Genomic DNA, 17,631 nt, shown 5'->3' on the forward strand with positions numbered 1-17,631 from the left:
ATGAAATGGGGATCGATGCTTCCAAAATTACTGATTACTCTCTTACTTGATTAATGTAACAAGTGGTTTATCTTTTTCAACAATATAGGTAGCAAGCTCACTCGCTTTAGTAGTACCCACATTTTTTACCGAATGCACGGCTCCGTAAGGAATGAACAAAACATCACCTGCTTTAAGTGTTACCGGTTGTTGGCCTGCTACCTGGTATTCCAGTAACCCATCAAGTACATAAATAATTTCTTCGCCGAAATGTGTATGCTGCGGGAATGACATTCCTTTTTCAACATCCACGCGTACCTGTACCATTTCGCGGCCGGAGATGCTAAGGTCATGTCGTTGTAATTCGGTGCGGCCTGCTACAGCTGTTTGAGCCAGTACAGATAAAGGAAGAGTAAAAACTGCAAGGGCAGTAATAACAATGGCAATGGCCAGTTTGTTTTTGTTAGTTTTCATAGCTTTTAGTTTTAATTTTTAGTAAAACTACAGCCTCAAACTATCCCTCTGGTAGGGCAGCGTCAATGAACCGGACTAAATCATCCTTCAGACAGACATTCGCTATCGCGAAATAGCCAGGTTTTCGAACCCGGATTTGTTATGTAAATATGCCACAGCATTGACTTTATCGGTTCCTAAACTCTTTCTCATATCCAATCGGGTTGAGTAAATACGATTGATTTTAAATGTGCAATCGATTGCACATTTAATTTTTGTTTAACTATATTTGATTTAACCAATTACCTCATATTAATTAATAAAGCTTTTATTGATACGATGGCGATTTTTCTAATATAAAACTGGCGAACCTACAGATATTTAACTTAATGATGCCAAAGACACCTTTAACAGGCAAAGCGTTTATTTTTTTACTATTCTTATGTTGCAGGTGCTGCATGGCCGTAGCCCAGCGTGATCTTAATTTCACAGCGTTTACTACTAAAGATGGATTATCTGCTAACACCGTCAGTGTGATCTGGAAGGACCGCATGGGGCTGATGTGGATCGGAACCAGCGACGGACTGAATAAATTTGATGGCACAAACTTCACGATATACCGCCATGATGCACAAGATTCTACCAGTATACCAGCTAATGAAATTTTATCAATTTGTGAGGATCATTTAGGACGTATGTGGGTTGGTACGGGAGGGGGTGGACTGGCCTATTATGACCGGCGGCATAATTCGTTCGTATCCCGTCGGGCCGGTGCCGACTGGCCAAACCTTCGCGATATCAGCGCCCGTGCCATATGCGAAGACCATATGAACAACTTATGGATAGGCAGTTATGGCACCCTTCGGAAAATTGATTTCCGTACAAACAAGATTTTGAAAATCCCCCTGGGGAAGATACCGGATTCTTTTGTGGTTTTAAGTTTGTTTGAAGACAGCAAGCAGCGAATGTGGGCGGGAACTAATAACGGAGTTTATGTATTCGATTTAAAGTCGGGTAAAACCTCGTTGCTGTCACATTCAGATGCGAATCCGGCAAGTATAAGCGATAATGTGATAAAGAGCGTAACCGAAGATGCGAAAGGTAATATGTGGTTTGGAACTACCCGGGGACTAAACCTGCTTATGCCCGACGGCAAAAGTTTTCGTAGTTTCCGCCATGCCGATAACGATCCTGAAAGTTTGAGCAGTGATGATATTTATGTGATTGAACCTGCCGGTGATAATAAACTATGGCTGGGTACAGAGGAGGGTTTAAATATATTTGATCTGTCAGGTTATACTTCATTTAAGATAGGGCCAGACATCAGAAAGATTTTTAGCCTGGCCAATAAATCTGTAAAGAGTATCTACATTGATAAAAGCGGCATTTTTTGGCTGGGTACCTACCAGGGAGGTCTAAACAAATATGATCGCAATCTTCCCCTGTTTAACCTTAAACGAAGCAATGCACTTGATCCTAAAGGTCTCGCTTCACCACTGGTGACTTCTTTTGCCGAATATAAAAACGATCTCGTTTTTGTTGGTACCGATGGTGGCGGTGTTAACCTGTTCGATCAGAAAACAGGTTTATTTACCCATTATGGCGAGGGAAGCCTGGCTGGGCATTTATCTGTGCTTGCTTTGAAACTGGACAGGCGTGGTAGTTTATGGGTGGGAACATTTCACAAAGGACTTTTTCAGCTTGATCCAATTACAGGCAGGTTCAGGGAAATTTCGACAGGAACCGGAGACAATGAAATCAATAATAAAGACATCCGTTGCATTGAGGAAGACTCCCGGGGGCGTATTTGGGTAGGTACTTTAGGCGGCGGGGTTAACCTTTATAACCCCGAAACAGGTGTGTTCATCAAATACATAAAAAATGCCAGGCATAAGGGCGAGATACCCTTATCATTGAACGGTTATATCAGCACCATCTCCGAAAATAAAGATGGTGAAGTATGGGTAGGTTCATTAGGTACAGGAATTGCAGTATTTAATCATGACCTTGGAAAATTCAAGATCTACAACAGGAGCAATAGCAACCTGACAAATGATGGAGTACTCTGTACCTTTCATGACCGTGCCGGAAATACCTGGGTGGGGACTAATGGAGGAGGGCTTAGCTTGTTTAACAAGAAAGACAGCAAGTTTATTACCTATACCGACCGGGAGGGATTATCCAGCGGCATTGTTCACAAGATCCTTCAGGATGAAAATGGGGTGTTATGGCTCAGTACAGATCAGGGCATCTACAGTTTTGATCCGGTGAGCAAAAAATTCAAAAACTTCACTACCCATAATGGTGTTCAAAACAGCCCGTTTATTTCGGGTTCAGGTATGCACTCAACACGGGGCGAGCTCTTTTTTGGCGGGCAAGACGGTTTTAACTATTTTGATCCAAAGCTTTTGCCTAATAATCAGGCTATTCCTAAAGTCCTTTTAACCGAGCTCAAAGTTTCTAATAATATCGTTTATCCGGGCGAAACCTCATCGCTCAGGGAAGATATTTCAATCGCGAAAAATATCAGGCTTGCTTATGGCCAAAATTTTTCTATCAGTTATGTTGCATTAAATTATACCACTCCCCAGCAAAATAAATATTGCTATAAGCTGATCGGGTTTGATAAGGAATGGAACTTTGTGGGTAACTCAAAAACGGCGTATTATACCAACATTGATCCCGGAAACTACACTTTTCAGGTGAGGGCCAGTAATAACGATGGTACCTGGAATGATCAGGTTAGCACAATCCATATTGAGGTGCAGCCGCCATTGTGGCGTACGATTTACGCGTATATAGCTTATGTGCTCATCGTATTATGCCTGTTGTTTTATATCAGGCGCCGGGGCATCCAAAAGATAAAGACGAAGTTTGCTCTTGAACAGGAAAAAGAGAAGGCAAGACAACTGATAGAGCAGGAACGCCGGGAATCTGAAAAATTGCATGAACTGGATATGCTGAAGATCAAATTCATCACAAACCTTAGTCATGAATTCCGCACTCCGATTTCATTGATTTTGGCCCCTGCTGATAAATTATTGTCTGCACCAATTGATCCTGCCGTTTCCGGCCAGGTACATGTGATGAGAAGGAATGCCAGAAGGTTGTTAAACCTGGTGAACCAATTACTTGATTTTCGGAAAATGGAAGAGCGGGAACTAAAGCTGAACCTGGTTCCGGGAGATATAATCGCGTTTATCAAGGAAGCAGCAGACTCGTTCAGGGACCTGTCAGAACGTAAAAAGATCGGTTTCCGGTTAAATGCTGAGCCCGGACACCTGTTGGCGGCCTTTGATCATGATAAAATTGAGCGAATAATTTTTAACCTGTTATCTAACGCGTTCAAATTTACCAGGGAGGGTGGGACAGTAGCACTCAACATATCCTGCGGTGAAAGCAAGGTTGCCGGTGAAAAATGTTCACTTCGCCTTGAGTTTATAGATAATGGTTCGGGGATTCCTGCCGAAGTTCAGCAAAAGATCTTCGAGCGTTTTTATCAATATGAAAACGCAGTTTCTATCCTTAACCAGGGCAGTGGTATCGGGCTTTCAATAACCCGCGAATTTGTTGAATTACATGGCGGGACCATTGCTGTAACAAGCACGCCCGGCAAGGGGAGTATGTTCACTGTTAATTTACCGGTAACCGCATTGCCGGTTCTGGATTTACCGCAAATACCTGGCATGGATGAAGACCCCGAAGAAAATAAAGAATCGGAGGCAACTGTATTTGAATATGAAGCGGCCGGAGCTTCTGCACAGGTTCCTGCTGTTTTGTTAGTAGAGGATAACGAGGAGATGAGGTATTATCTTAAAGATAACCTGAAAGCGCATTACCAGGTAGTAGAGGCCGCCAATGGGAGAGAAGGCTGGCAAAAAGCACTCTCCTGCCATCCGCAGCTGATTGTCAGCGATATCAGCATGCCGGAGATGAGCGGCATCGAACTTAGCAAAAAAATTAAGGCTGATAAACGTACCGCTCACATCCCGGTTATCCTGCTAACGGCAATAACCGGAGAAGAAGAACAACTCAAAGGATTGAAAACAGGTGCTAACGATTATCTGACCAAGCCATTTAATTTTGAGATCCTGAATGCCAAAATAAAAAATCTGTTAATGCTCAACCGCACACTGAAAGATACTTATTCCAAACAGATCCATGTGTGTGGTAATGATGTCGAGATCGAATCAGGTGATGCAAAATTATTGAACAACATTGTCAGGTATATCGAAGATAAATTAAATGATCCGGAGTTATCAGTTGAGGAGTTGAGCAGGCATGTAGGAATGAGCCGCGGGTCGCTTTATACAAAACTGTTAGAGCTTACCGGCTTAACACCACTTGAATACATCCGGTCGGTTAAATTGGATAAGGCTGTAATGTTACTGGAAAAGAGCGATTATAATGTAGCCCAGATTGCCTATATGACCGGCTTTGGAACCCCGAGCTGGTTTTCAAACAAGTTTAAGGCTAAATATAACATGTTGCCATCGGAATATCAGAATTCCAAACGAAAAGATCGCCAGGTAACACAGGCAGCTTCATAAACTTGGCGATGGTACTTTAAAAAGCGCCCCCGGCCAGGTTTATTCTCAAAAAAATAGCACTGTTAAACATTTGGTGCATAATGTTCAACAATCAACGACTTCAAACATTCCCTATCACTGTACTTTAGGCCCCAAGTTTCCTGGTGTTTAAAATACACTTGGGGAGATTTATCCTTAAAACCAATTCCTGAACATGTATAGTAAAATAGTTTCGGCGGGTATCATAATGTCAAATATGAGCCTGGTAGCTAAGGTCTCACCAGTATATTCATTTTTTATCCCTTCATATAAGCCGGTTAATAACTGCCGGCCCGCCGCGCGGTGGGTTAATTGCCCTCTATAAACCTTGTATCACCGTGATCAACCGGAGCATATCTCATTTATTTCTATCATCCCAATGAAAAAATTACTTCTTCTGCTGTACAGCCTGTTACCCTGTACCCTTTTTGCACAAATTATTATTTCAGACCATAAGGATGCCGGAGCATTTCCGCTGGTTGCCAATGGGCACGCTGCCACGATCATTTACGATAGGGAAGATGACCCCCTGGTACATATTGCCGCTAATTTATTTGCCGGGGATATTCAAATGGTGAGCGGCCATAAGCCTGCTTTGTTGTCATCAGTTAGCACGGCTAATAATATCGTCATTATCGGGACTGTTGGAAAATCCAAACTCCTGCAGCAATTGATCGCAGAAAAAAAGATAAATGTAGGTCAGGTTAAAGGTGAATGGGAAGGTTACCAGGTACAGGCTGTCAAATCTCCATTTAAAGGGGTTGATCAGGCATTGATTATTGTCGGAAACGATAAAAGAGGTGCAGCTTATGGTGTTTTTGAGTTGTCGGGGCAAATGGGCGTGTCGCCATGGTACTGGTGGGCGGATGTGCCGGTAAAACGGAAGGCTGCAATTTATGTACGAGCCAAACAGCCATTTACCGATGCTCCTAAAGTTAAGTACCGCGGTATTTTCATTAATGATGAGGCACCGGCTTTTTCAAGGTGGACGAAGGAAAAATTTGGAGGGGTTAACCATTTGGTGTACGAAAAAGTATTTGAGCTGCTGCTTAGGCTGAAGGCGAATTACCTTTGGCCGGCCATGTGGAACAATGCGTTTAATGACGATGATAAAATGGACCCTGTTCTTGCCGATAAATGGGGTATTGTAATGGGCACATCACATCATGAACCTATGCAACGTGCGCAGCAGGAATGGAAACGGTATGGCCAGGGACCCTGGGACTATGAAAAGAATGATTCTCTTTTGCGTAGTTTCTGGCGGCAGGGGATCATTAACATGGGGATGCATGAAAGCCTGGTTACTATTGGTATGCGTGGGGATGGTGATAAACCTATGACGGAAGGTACGGCAACCGCATTACTGGAACGAATAGTTAGCGATCAGCGTCAAATCATCCGGGAGGTGACCGGAAAACCTGCATCCGGGACACCGCAGATCTGGGCTTTGTATAAAGAAGTACAGGAATATTATGACAAGGGCATGAGGGTTCCGGATGATGTAACCCTGCTGCTATCGGACGATAACTGGGGCAATATCCGCAAGCTTCCTAAATTAAACGATAAGCCAAGGAGTGGTGGTTACGGCATCTATTATCACTTTGACTATGTAGGCGATCCGCGTAACTATAAATGGATCAATACCAATAATATTGCCCGGGTATGGGAACAGATGCACCTGGCCTGGGAGTACAAGGCAAGGCAGGTTTGGGTTGTTAATGTTGGCGATCTCAAACCCATGGAATTTCCAATCTCTTTCTTTCTTGATTATGCATGGAACCCGACCAGGTGGACAGCGGATAATTTAAATATCTATTATACTAACTGGGCCGAAAACCAGTTTGGTGCCGAACATGCCAAAGAGATTGGTGATATCATGCGGCTTTATGCCAGGTATGCAGCAAGGCGAAAACCGGAGTTGGTAGATGCCGACACGTACAGTATTCAAAATTATAATGAGACGCAAACCGTCGTTAATGAGTTCAATGATCTGCTGGCGAGGGCCGAAAAGGTCAATGCTGCATTGCCCCCTGCTTATCGCGATGCTTTTTTTGAACTGGTGCTGCATCCGTTAAAAGCTAATGCCAACCTGCATGAAATGTACAAGGCCGTTGCTTTGAACCGCTGGTATGCCGACAGGAACGACAGACGGGCAAACAGCTATGCCGATACGGCAAAACAGCTTTATAATAAAGATTCTCTGATTTCGGTACAGTATAACAGGGACCTTGCCGGTGGTAAATGGAACCATATGATGGACCAGGTGCATATCGGTTATAAAATTTGGAACGATCCGCCTGTTAATAAGATGCCCGAAGTGAGATATGTTGCGGCCGGTACTTCTTCAGAAAATACAATAGCAGCAAATGATGTAAGTAAAACCGCAGAATCGCTGATACCTCCGTACACAAAAGGAAAGGTGTTTTTTGAAAAGGATGGTTATGTTTCTATAGAAGCAGAACATTTTAGCAAAGCTATTAGTTCCGGTGCCATCACTTGGAAAATTATACCGGATATCGGCAGAACAGGCTCCGGGATCAGTCATTTTCCGGTTACTGCTGCCACACAACAACCAGGGCTTGACCATCCGCATACGGCATATGATTTTTATACTTGTGATGCCGGCAACATCCGGATAGCAGCATATTTTTCACCTACACTTAATTTTCACAATGAAGAGGAGGGATTGCAATATGCAATTTCTGTTGATGATGAAAAACCGCAAATCATTAACCTTAATACTTACAAAGATGTAAACGTTTGGCGGAGCTGGGTGGCAAATAACATCATCATCAAAAAATCAGATCATCATATTTTAGCCCCTGGAAAACATACGTTAAAATACTGGATGGTGCAGCCAGGCATTGTGCTTCAAAAACTGGTTATTGACCTTGGCGGTGAAAAACCAAGCTATCTGGGGCCACCAGAAACCTTGAAGAAATAATTATTGTGAACAACCCGCTAAGTAACACGACAATGGGTTGTTTATAATTTTAAGAGACAATTTAAATGATATACGCGGTACATTAATGATTTTAGATGTTGAAATGATATTTGTCTGATAATCAATTTATTGTAAACTTTCTTTGTACCTTCTGTTTTTGGTTTGTATGCTTCAATATGATTTTTTTGAACATTTGTCCTATCATTTTTGGTAATATCAACTATCGTGATAAACATCAATTACAGAACTTTACGGTGTTTGAAGATGTCATGTCGACAGGCTACCAATTAAATTTTAAACCAATTTAACATTTGATCATGGGATTTCAATAAATGGTCATTTGACCATGCAGGAATTACTACGTCAAAAAATGCAATCGATTGCATTTTTATTTGGGGCTTATTGTATAGTAATTCTGAAGGCATTTTTAAAAAGAAACCAATATTTAACCAATATAATATGACCAAAAAACAAACATAGTCCGGGTGTATGAATGCAGTTTCCCGCTGCCACTGGTAAAGTACTAAATCAATAATTATTAAATCATTATTTCTTGTTGATATGCAAAAACTTCAACTTATTAAATTTTGGAAAATTATCCTGATCATCGTATCGGTTAATTTGTTTTCCTTATCTCTTTTTGCACAAAACGTCGCTTTGCATGGCAAGGTGGTAGATGAAAAAGGAGAAGCCATGGTAGGTGCAACCGTAAAAGTTACGGGTACCACAACTGCCACTACTACAAATGTAAGCGGCGACTTTACGCTTAATGTTGCTGCCAATACCCGAAAGATCACCATCTCTTTTGTCGGTTATGTTGATTATGAAAAAACAATCGCAGCCGGATCGACTAACTTAGGGGTCATCCCGATGGTGAAAAACTCCGGTAATCTAAATGAAGTGGTAGTAGTAGGGTACGGAACTTTAAAGAAACAGGACGTAACCGGAACAATAGCTACCGTTAGTGCCAAAACTTTACAGGAAATTCCCTCGGCCAACGTTTTTGAACAAATGAAAGGCCGTGTAGCCGGCCTGGATGTTGTTAACGGCAACAGTGGACCTGCAATTACTATTCGTGGCAGCCGTACCATAGGCAGCGCTACGGCCGACCAGCCCCTCATTGTGTTAGACGGACAGCCTTATTACAATTTCATCGAAAACATCAACCCAAATGACATTAAAAGTGTTGATGTGTTAAAAGGCGCCTCGGCAACAGCTATTTATGGCTCGCGCGCCTCAGGCGGTGTGCTTTTAATCACCACCAACAGGGGGCGTGTAGGGCAAACTGTTACTGCTTACGATTCTTATGTAGGTTCGAGCAGGCTTGAAGGAAAACTGCAGCTATTAAATGGCAAGCAGTTTGCACAGCTCCAGGACGATGCACTTGCCGGCGCTATAGCACAGGGCAGCGGAAGTACTAATCCGAATGCACTGACTTCGACAGAGCTGCAAGCCCTGAATGAAGGGGTTAGTACCGATTGGGCTAAATTGCTCATTAAACCGGCTATGGTTTGGGACCAGAGTTTAAGGGTTTCCGGCGGAAGTGAAAGAACCCAGTTTACCGTTGGTGCCGGTTACCGTGTAAACACTGCCCTCGAGCCCAACAACGATACCAAACGTATTTCGTTAAATGCATCTATCGATCATAAGATAAATAAGGTTATCAAATTCGGATTAACTACGTTAACCACACTGCGCCTGATTAACGCCGGAGGTGGAAATCAGCTTGGCAACGCCCGGTATATGAGCCCGTTGACCTATCCTTATAATGCCGATGGATCTTTAAATATTTTGCCTCAGGTTGGCCAAATTGATGCTACAGCAATAAACCCTTTGATCCCGGGCCGATCTCCTGATCAGTATTATAATTATACCCGTGGATTTATTAACAATGATATCGCTTATGCAGAGATAGCGCCGATTGCTCATTTAAAGTATCGATATACCATAAATTATAACTTTTCTCAATCATTACAGGGAACTTATAATGGTATCAACGGGGCCGATATCGTAACTATTGCTAAAACCAATGCAAGTACCACTAATAATTATCAGTACCGTTTAGCCCAGGAGCATTTACTGACTTATGATAACACCTTTGGCGAAAAGCATTCTATTAACTTTGTAGCTGGTTTTACTTCCGAATTCCAGCACAACGAAAATTCAAATATCAATGCAACCGGTATCCCATCTGATGCCAACCGGAACGCAAATCTCGGTTTGGCAAGTACCATCACCTCGGTGGGCGGTTCATATACCGAACAGGGCCTGGTATCCTGGGTTGGCCGCCTCAATTATGCGTTTGATCAGCGGTATAACCTTACTGCTACTATCCGTTCAGATGCTAACTCGGCGCTTTCTCCCGGGCATCAGCGCACTACCTATCCCTCTATAGGTCTGGGCTGGGTAATCAGCAACGAAAATTTCATGAAACGGTTTGAGTTTATTGACAACCTCAAATTGCGTGCAGGTTATGGTCAAACTTCAACCACAAACAGTATCGGCCCATACAACACTTTAGGTCAGTTAAGTTCATCAAAATATCAGTATGGTGGCGTACCCGCCGGGGATGCCCAGGGTGTGCGGGTAACCACATTGGTTAACCAGGACCTCACCTGGCAAAGAACCAGCGACTACAACGTAGCTTTAGATTTTGCCTTACTGAAAAATCGCCTTACCGGTTCAATTGAGATTTATAAACAAAGAACCACGGGCATTATTTTGCCAAACCAGTTACCGATAACCAACGGTGCTTCTTCACAAATTTCAAACCTGGGCACCTCTGCCAATAAAGGCCTGGAAATTACGCTGAGCAGCCTTAACATTCGTAATCTGGGTGGTTTTTCATGGTCAACCGATTATAACATGGCTTTCAGTCGTGAACATATCGTTTCCCTGCCGAATGGTGCAACGCAGAACATTGATGCCGGCGAGTTTGTGGGGCAGCCGTTGAGCGTAATTTATGATGTGAAAAAAATTGGTATCTGGCAAGCCAGCGAAGCCGCACAAGCGGCTGTTTACGGCGCTAAGCCGGGTCAGATCAAAATTCAGGACCTCAACAATGACGGAAAAATCAACTTCCAGGATAACCAGGTTATCGGTAATTTTCAGCCTCAATATACCTTTGGTTTAACTAACCGGTTTAGTTACAAAAATTTTGACCTGAGCATTGTTATTCAGGGCCGCATGAAGTTTACTACCATTGTGCCGTATGTTTCTTCATCTGACTCCGGCACAAATGGCTGGCAGTTCCTGAACCTGGGGCGACATAATCAACCGGTTATAGATTATTGGACACCAACTAACCCTACCGATGCATTTCCTCAACCAAACGCTCAAAAGCAGGGTAGTTATTATTCCACACTCCAATATTATGACGGCTCGTTCATAAGGGCTAAAAGTATCAATTTAGGCTACAACATTCCGGTTGGCATTGCCAAAAAGCTGGGTATGACTTCACTAAGGGTTTATGCAAACGTTACTAACCCCTTTGTTATTTACGCGCCTATTATGAACCACAGCTTTTCTGTGCCCGACCCCGAATCTGTTTATAACCTTGCTCCCGCTTCGGTATCAGCGAGCGGTAATATAGGGGGTTACAATCCTAACAATGCAAGCAATTTTCCATACCGTGGCGTAGGGATCAGTGCAGGAGAGCAAACACGCGATTTTATTTTGGGTATTAATGCAAGATTTTAATTCAGAAAGCAGCTATGAAAATATTTATTAAAACCAGCTTTATTATTGCTGCAGCAGCAGTATTAACGGCAGCCAGCAGCTGTAAAAAAACACTGATAGAAACCCCAAGGGCACAGCTGTACCCAAGTTATTTTGGTACGGCAGCAGGTGTTCAGGCAGCAGTTACAGGCGTATATAACGATTTGCGGGGTGCCTTCTCGGGTGAAGGTATCGTGTTCTTTTATAACGGAACCGACGAAAATATTCCTGGTGGCAGCGCCGGAACCAATCCCCCGATATTAAATTCGTACAATGGGATCAATTCATCAAATACACCCGACCTAATGGGTTTATATGTGGATATTAATACGTTAAATGGTGTTTTACAGTATGCATCGTCAATTACTGATGTTACGGCCAGAACACAATATGTTGGCCAGGCTAAGTTTCTTCGGGGCTTCCTGTATTTTTATCTGGTGCAAACTTACGGAGGGCTCACAGCTACGCAGAAAAGCGGCATCCCGTTGCATACTACTTTTATCACCAAGGCCACCACAGCTGATGCGCCGGCGCAACTTGCCGACATCTACAACCTCATCATCCAGGATTTTACAGATGCCGCGGCCGCGTTGCCAAATACTATTACCAGTTCAAATCCTTTCTCGGCAGCAGGGGTTGGTAAAACAGCAACGGTCGCGGTTGCGAATGCATTCCTTGCAAAAGCCTATTTAACCAGGGGATATACAGAAGCTAAGCAAAGCGGCGACTTTCAAAAAGCTGCCGACCTGACTGCCGCGCTGATCAATAACAAAGGTACTTACGGCCTTGATTTGTGGCAGGATTATAACGATGTCCATAAACCGGCCAATGATTATGGTAAGGAAAATATGTTTGCAATTGATTATGGTATCACAGATCCTACTTATTCCGGCTATACACAACAGGGTTCAGGAGGCTATGGAATCAATCAGCTTTATGTACTCGCACGCTTTAACTATGTTTCAACCGGGATAGATAATATTCCAGGAATTGATGCAGTTCCACAAAAGATGAGTGCGAAGACAGGTATGCTGCGCGACGTTTATGGTGGTCGGCCTTATGTACGGCTTGCGCCTAATGTACCTTATACCATGCAGGTGGCCTTTGCCGATCAGGTTCATGATACCCGCTTTGATGCTACTTTCCAAACTTTTTGGATCTGCAATACCAAAGCGGCGGCGGGTACAACCAGCACGGGTGGTTTAAAGGGTGTGCTTACCCCGGCGTCCAATGTTTCTTTAACCGCTTACCAGCCGCCGTTAGATGGCGATACAGCTATTCTGATGACAAGCGAGGATGTGACCATGGCCCGGAGAGATGAGTTTAAAGGTTTAATCGTCACCCAAAAACAATATAACAATACAGTTTTTCCGACGGTGAAAAAGTTTGATGATCCGCTGCGTACGGGAATCCTTGATTTTTCAAGCAGGCCAATTGCTTTAATGCGTTTTTCGGAGGTTTACCTGATGAATGCGGAAGCCAATTATATGCTGGGTAATACAACTGTGGCTGCAGCTTCCCTCAATACGATCAGGCAGCGGGCGGCTTACCGTACACCCGCCGACGGCCTTTTCATCCCTAAAAACAAATTTAGGGTAACGGCGGCTACTATGGGTGCCGACAACGCTGCCAATGCAGCTGCGATGGCCTTAACACCTGCTCAGCTGGCCCAGCTTTCTGTTCCTAATACTACTTCGGGTTCAACGCTTTGCGGTATGGATTTAATTTTAGAGGAGTACAGCCGCGAACTTTATGGCGATCCCCGCCGCTGGTATGACCTGGTACGGACCCAACAATTGGTAAGGCGTGTAAAAATGTATAATGCCCTTGGCGCACCGAACATCCAGGCTTATCATACGCGCAGGCCAATTCCGCAATCTTTAATTAATAATGTGTTATCGGGTACTCCATATCCGCAAAATAACGGCTATTAAGGATTTCCCAATTACCTTTAATATAAATTAAACGGGGCTGTCATAATTTGATGGCCCCGTTGTTTTAATGCGATATTACACCGTCTGTCAGGTTGGTTCTGCTTAAATAATTAATGATGAATTAATTGCGATAAACCATCTGCCAATTTTTTTTTGCCTGCTTATTTTAAGAACTTTATACAGAAAAACCAAATCACTTTGTTATGACTAAGACCGAATCCTGGCTTTCCGGCGGATCGCGCCTCCGTTCTATCGACCTTCTACGTGGCGCCATCATGGTGTTGATGGCGATAGATCACGTACGCGTTTATTCAGGCATGCCGGCCGGAGGTCCTGATCCGGCGATCTTTCTCACCCGCTGGGTAACTCATTTTTGTGTTTCGGGTTTTGTGTTCCTTGCAGGCACCTCGGCTTTTTTATATGGACAAAAGCTGAATGATAAGAAAAAGCTGTCTATTTACCTAATAACCCGCGGTCTGTTGCTGGTTGTGTTGGAGCTTACGTTCATTCGTTTTTGCTGGACGTTTAACTTAGATTTTAAAGCCTTTATGCTGGCTGGCGTGATCTGGATGCTGGGCTGGTGCATGGTGTTATTATCAGTCGCCATTTGGCTGCCTTTTCGTGCTATTTGGATTACGGGCTTGATAATGATGACTGTACAGCAGGTATTTCACCTGGCACCGGCCAACTGGGCCTGGTGGCATTTTTTGTACCCGAACAGTGAAGAAGGGCCGGGTTGGATCAACGTGCTGTATGTATTGGTGCCCTGGATCGGCGTTATGATGGCAGGCTATGGTTTCGGCAAATTGTTGACTTTTGAACCTGCGCGGCGAAACAAATTGTGTTTGCAGATCGGACTTTCTGCAATCACGATATTTATAGTTGCAGGGAGCATCGTCGCCGGTTTTGGGCCCCATAACGATCAGCCCTTTATTTTCCGTTTATTGGGTCAGCAAAAATATCCGCCGTCACAGCTCTTTTTATTGATGACGATCGGACCGATTATCGCATTGGTGCCCTTCGCAGAAAGAACCAGGGGATGGCTGGCCAATGTATTTACCATCTTCGGCAGGGTGCCATTTTTCTATTATGTCCTGCATATCTTGTTGATCCACCTGCTGGCATTAGGACTCAATTGTATTTTGTATGGCAGTTTTCACCAGGAATGGTACCATACCGCGCCATATGCAAGTGTGCCTGAAGACCATCGCTGGGGATTACCATTGCTTTATCTCGTGTTTATGTTAGTTGAAGGATTGTTATACTTTGCCTGCCGGTGGTATGCCAGGTATAAGCTCTCCCATCCGGAGAAAATCTGGCTGAAGTATATTTGATAAAGCAATAAAGCGAGTTTTAAGACTCAGGTTGTATGCTTTTAAAAAGAATTAAACTTTAACGGATAACCCATGGCTGAAATACCCATAGCTCAAAAAAAAATGGCAGAACAGGCAGCCCGCGCAGGCGATATTGTTGCCCTGGCCAATTTTATCCTGAATTATGGCAATGATCAGCAATTAAGGCAATGGTATGGTGGAGCGGGCTATCAACCCCAAAATAGCGCAGAGGAGAATGCGAAGTTAATTATTTGCCATACAAACTATTTTGATAGCTGGGCGGATTATGAAAAGTTTCAAACAGAGTTACAGACAAACCCATATCTGCAACAATTTGAACAGGCTGCCGATGCTATAGCTGCCGGAAATGCCGATGCACTCAAAAGCCTGCTGGCACAAAGACCTGACCTAATCAGCAAGCGTTCGCGCCGTAACCACCATAGCACATTGTTAAATTATATAGGTGCCAACGGCTTTGAGGGGATGCGCCAAAAAACACCCCAAAATGCTGTTGAAATTGCTGCTATACTTTTAGATGCAGGCGCAGAAGTTGATGCCTGGGGCGATATGTACGGGGGAACATCTACACTTGGGCTTGTCGCCACCAGTGTGCACCCGGTTATAGCCGGGGTACAAGAAGAGCTGATGGATATCCTGATCAGGCATGGCGCCGACCCCAATCATGCGGTAGCTGCGGATTATACCGATGGCAACCTGATCCTGGCCTGCCTGCATAATGGCCGTTATGAACCTGTCCGTTACCTTGCTTCCAAAGGCGCGGAAGTTGAATTGGAAGGTGCCGGTGGTATTGGCGACCTGGAAAAGGTTAAATCTTATTTTAATGATCAGGGAGAACTTATTAGTAAAAGCATGGCTGCGAAGCGCGATGGCTGCCTGATCTGGGCTTGTGTTTGCGGTCATCGCCCGGTAGTTGAATTTTTACTGAAGCACGGCTGCGGCGTGCGCACCGTTTGGGACAATACCACGCCACTCCATTCGGCAGCCTACGGGGGGCAGGTGGAACTGGTAAAGATGCTGCTGAACGAAGGCGCAGACATGGAAGCATTGAATGGATACGGGGGCACTGTATTGGGCTCCACGCTTTGGGCGCTGTACAACAGCCGGAGACCGGGCCACCTGGAAATCATGGAAATACTGATAGCCTCGGGTGCAGTTATTAAGGATGACTGGCAAATTTATATCGATGAAAAAAGAGCTGAAACATAGCCTGAGCCTATGAAATGGGCTCGTGCCGCATAACCGAAGTGACTATAACAATCAATGGAAATGAAACAGCAAAAGGAAAGTCTTCGCCCTCCGCCAGCGCCAGTTTGAGGAGGAGTTATTTTATTGCAATTTCCTACATGTCAATCGATCTTAATTTAGCCGACGGGTTAGTCATATTCATCGAAAAAAGATTTTCAGGCAGTATAATATCTGGGTATTTATCCATCATATAAGCCTTTTGAACGGGAACGTCAACGCCCTGATCACGCGCTGGTTAAATGTTTTAACCCTGATAGTTTCGCTGTTTATGCGAAGGAGGATCACCGGTTGCGGCGCTCCGTTTACCTGTACGCTGTAATTATAATCTATCCCCTGAAAATAAATAGTTGTTTCATAACCGAATTCATAAACCTCTTTGGCCTTTTTGATCTTTTTTGATTTAACGGAAAGGATCAGGTAAAAAATGCCAGCCCAGGCCAACAACAATGGTACAAATATTATCCAGCCGCCTATGCTGCCAAAAAAGACTATTAAGGGTGCCCCAAAGCAAAGATTAAACATCAATCCAAAACTGGTATAAAATGGTTTGGAATAAAAATAAGTGATTCTTCTGCTCACATCATCTGCTATTAACCTTACAGGCACCATAATTTGTACTTTATGATTTAAACCAAAATAAAATAGTTATTGTTTTAGGCCCCAAAAGAACGGGGGGGTAATTGGCCGCGATTCTACCAATGCTTTTTTAGTTTGAACAAGGCGGCACACGTCGTAAAAATATCAACCATTATTGCTTTGCTTTAATACGAATGTTAAAAAGCAATGGCATATTGAATATTTGTCAGGTCGAACTGAAAAAAAAGCATTTTTTGTGAAATTTTTTCAGTGATCTCAAGTGTTTATTCTACTGGCATTAGCTTTGAATTGAATGAACCGGTTTAATTAATATAAGTTTTAATCATTAATTTATTTAAGGAGGAAGACCTATGACATTGGTTAAATTTAATGCCGACAAAAAGAATAACAGTTCGTTATTACCGTCATTTAATGATGTTTTTGAATCAATCTTAAACGATTCTTTTTTCAATGACCGCCTGGTAGCGCGCGTTCCAGCAGCTAACATCAGCGAAACCGAGGATCATTATCATGTTGAACTGGCTGCGCCCGGCCTCAAAAAAGAAGATTTCAAAATTAACCTTGACCGCAATGTGCTGCACATTTCGGTAGAACGACAAAACGAAAGCAGCGACGTTCAAAAAAATTACAGTAAACGTGAGTATAGTTACAGTTCATTTGTACGTTCGTTTACGTTGCCCGACAGCGCCAATGCCGAAAATATTGAGGCGTCTTATACAGACGGCGTCCTGAAGATCGATATTGCTAAACGCGAAGAAGCTAAGGCTATACGCAGGCAAATTGAAATTAAATAAGTGGATTAGTTTTTTAAATGAGGCTCCTGTTAAAGCAGGAGCCTT

Annotated in this window: 9 protein-coding genes; 7 read left to right on the forward strand and 2 right to left on the reverse strand. The window is 43.5% G+C overall.

The features are described 5' to 3' along the window. Positions 1 to 42 precede the first annotated feature (42 nt). On the reverse strand, positions 43 to 453 hold the full coding sequence (locus MusilaSJ_RS23490; protein ID WP_274987199.1) for a cupin domain-containing protein: 411 nt from the start codon (positions 451 to 453) through the stop codon (positions 43 to 45). Positions 454 to 821: 368 nt separating this feature from the next. Here MusilaSJ_RS23490 and MusilaSJ_RS23495 point away from each other — a divergent pair, with 368 nt between their 5' ends. The 6 genes from MusilaSJ_RS23495 to MusilaSJ_RS23520 all read left to right on the forward strand — a co-directional run bounded on the left by MusilaSJ_RS23495 (position 822) and on the right by MusilaSJ_RS23520 (position 16,156). Next, entirely contained in the window at positions 822 to 4,982 is a 4,161-nt protein-coding gene (locus MusilaSJ_RS23495) for a hybrid sensor histidine kinase/response regulator transcription factor (RefSeq protein ID WP_274987200.1), read from the forward strand. A gap of 397 nt (positions 4,983 to 5,379) precedes the next feature. After that, on the forward strand, positions 5,380 to 7,944 hold the full coding sequence (locus tag MusilaSJ_RS23500; RefSeq protein ID WP_274987201.1) for a glycosyl hydrolase 115 family protein: 2,565 nt from the start codon (positions 5,380 to 5,382) through the stop codon (positions 7,942 to 7,944). A 561-nt stretch (positions 7,945 to 8,505) separates the two neighbouring features. Further along, positions 8,506 to 11,643, forward strand: coding sequence for a SusC/RagA family TonB-linked outer membrane protein (locus tag MusilaSJ_RS23505; protein ID WP_274987202.1), 3,138 nt, complete (start codon positions 8,506 to 8,508; stop codon positions 11,641 to 11,643). Positions 11,644 to 11,657: 14 nt separating this feature from the next. Beyond that, on the forward strand, positions 11,658 to 13,595 hold the full coding sequence (locus tag MusilaSJ_RS23510) for a RagB/SusD family nutrient uptake outer membrane protein (RefSeq protein WP_274987203.1): 1,938 nt from the start codon (positions 11,658 to 11,660) through the stop codon (positions 13,593 to 13,595). A 203-nt stretch (positions 13,596 to 13,798) separates the two neighbouring features. Next, positions 13,799 to 14,929, forward strand: coding sequence for an acetyltransferase domain-containing protein (locus MusilaSJ_RS23515; RefSeq protein ID WP_274987204.1), 1,131 nt, complete (start codon positions 13,799 to 13,801; stop codon positions 14,927 to 14,929). Positions 14,930 to 15,001: 72 nt separating this feature from the next. Then, positions 15,002 to 16,156: an ankyrin repeat domain-containing protein gene (locus tag MusilaSJ_RS23520; protein WP_274987205.1), complete on the forward strand. Its 1,155-nt coding sequence runs from the start codon at positions 15,002 to 15,004 to the stop codon at positions 16,154 to 16,156. 225 nt (positions 16,157 to 16,381) lie between these two features. On the opposite strand, the gene MusilaSJ_RS23525 is transcribed toward MusilaSJ_RS23520, so the two are convergent. Then, positions 16,382 to 16,774 carry a hypothetical protein gene (locus MusilaSJ_RS23525; protein ID WP_274987206.1) on the reverse strand — a complete coding sequence of 131 codons (393 nt, stop codon included), beginning with the start codon at positions 16,772 to 16,774 and terminating at the stop codon, positions 16,382 to 16,384. A 368-nt stretch (positions 16,775 to 17,142) separates the two neighbouring features. Between MusilaSJ_RS23525 and MusilaSJ_RS23530 the strand changes: the two genes are divergently transcribed. Continuing rightward, the gene (locus MusilaSJ_RS23530; protein WP_090533253.1) at positions 17,143 to 17,586 is read left to right on the forward strand and encodes an Hsp20/alpha crystallin family protein; all 444 of its coding nucleotides are present in this window, start codon (positions 17,143 to 17,145) and stop codon (positions 17,584 to 17,586) included. Positions 17,587 to 17,631 lie beyond the last annotated feature (45 nt).

This window comes from Mucilaginibacter sp. SJ (assembly GCF_028993635.1).
In the GTDB taxonomy this organism is placed as follows: Bacteria; Bacteroidota; Bacteroidia; order Sphingobacteriales; family Sphingobacteriaceae; genus Mucilaginibacter.

Bases quoted from the DNA above. Each gene is read 5' to 3' on its own strand.
- MusilaSJ_RS23500 (WP_274987201.1), top strand. From the start codon at position 5,380: ATGAAAAAATTACTTCTTCTGCTGTACAGCCTGTTACCCTGTACCCTT.
- MusilaSJ_RS23530 (WP_090533253.1), top strand. From the start codon at position 17,143: ATGACATTGGTTAAATTTAATGCCGACAAAAAGAATAACAGTTCGTTA.
- MusilaSJ_RS23520 (WP_274987205.1), top strand. From the start codon at position 15,002: ATGGCTGAAATACCCATAGCTCAAAAAAAAATGGCAGAACAGGCAGCC.
- MusilaSJ_RS23490 (WP_274987199.1), bottom strand. From the start codon at position 453: ATGAAAACTAACAAAAACAAACTGGCCATTGCCATTGTTATTACTGCC.
- MusilaSJ_RS23505 (WP_274987202.1), top strand. From the start codon at position 8,506: ATGCAAAAACTTCAACTTATTAAATTTTGGAAAATTATCCTGATCATC.
- MusilaSJ_RS23515 (WP_274987204.1), top strand. From the start codon at position 13,799: ATGACTAAGACCGAATCCTGGCTTTCCGGCGGATCGCGCCTCCGTTCT.
- MusilaSJ_RS23510 (WP_274987203.1), top strand. From the start codon at position 11,658: ATGAAAATATTTATTAAAACCAGCTTTATTATTGCTGCAGCAGCAGTA.
- MusilaSJ_RS23495 (WP_274987200.1), top strand. From the start codon at position 822: ATGATGCCAAAGACACCTTTAACAGGCAAAGCGTTTATTTTTTTACTA.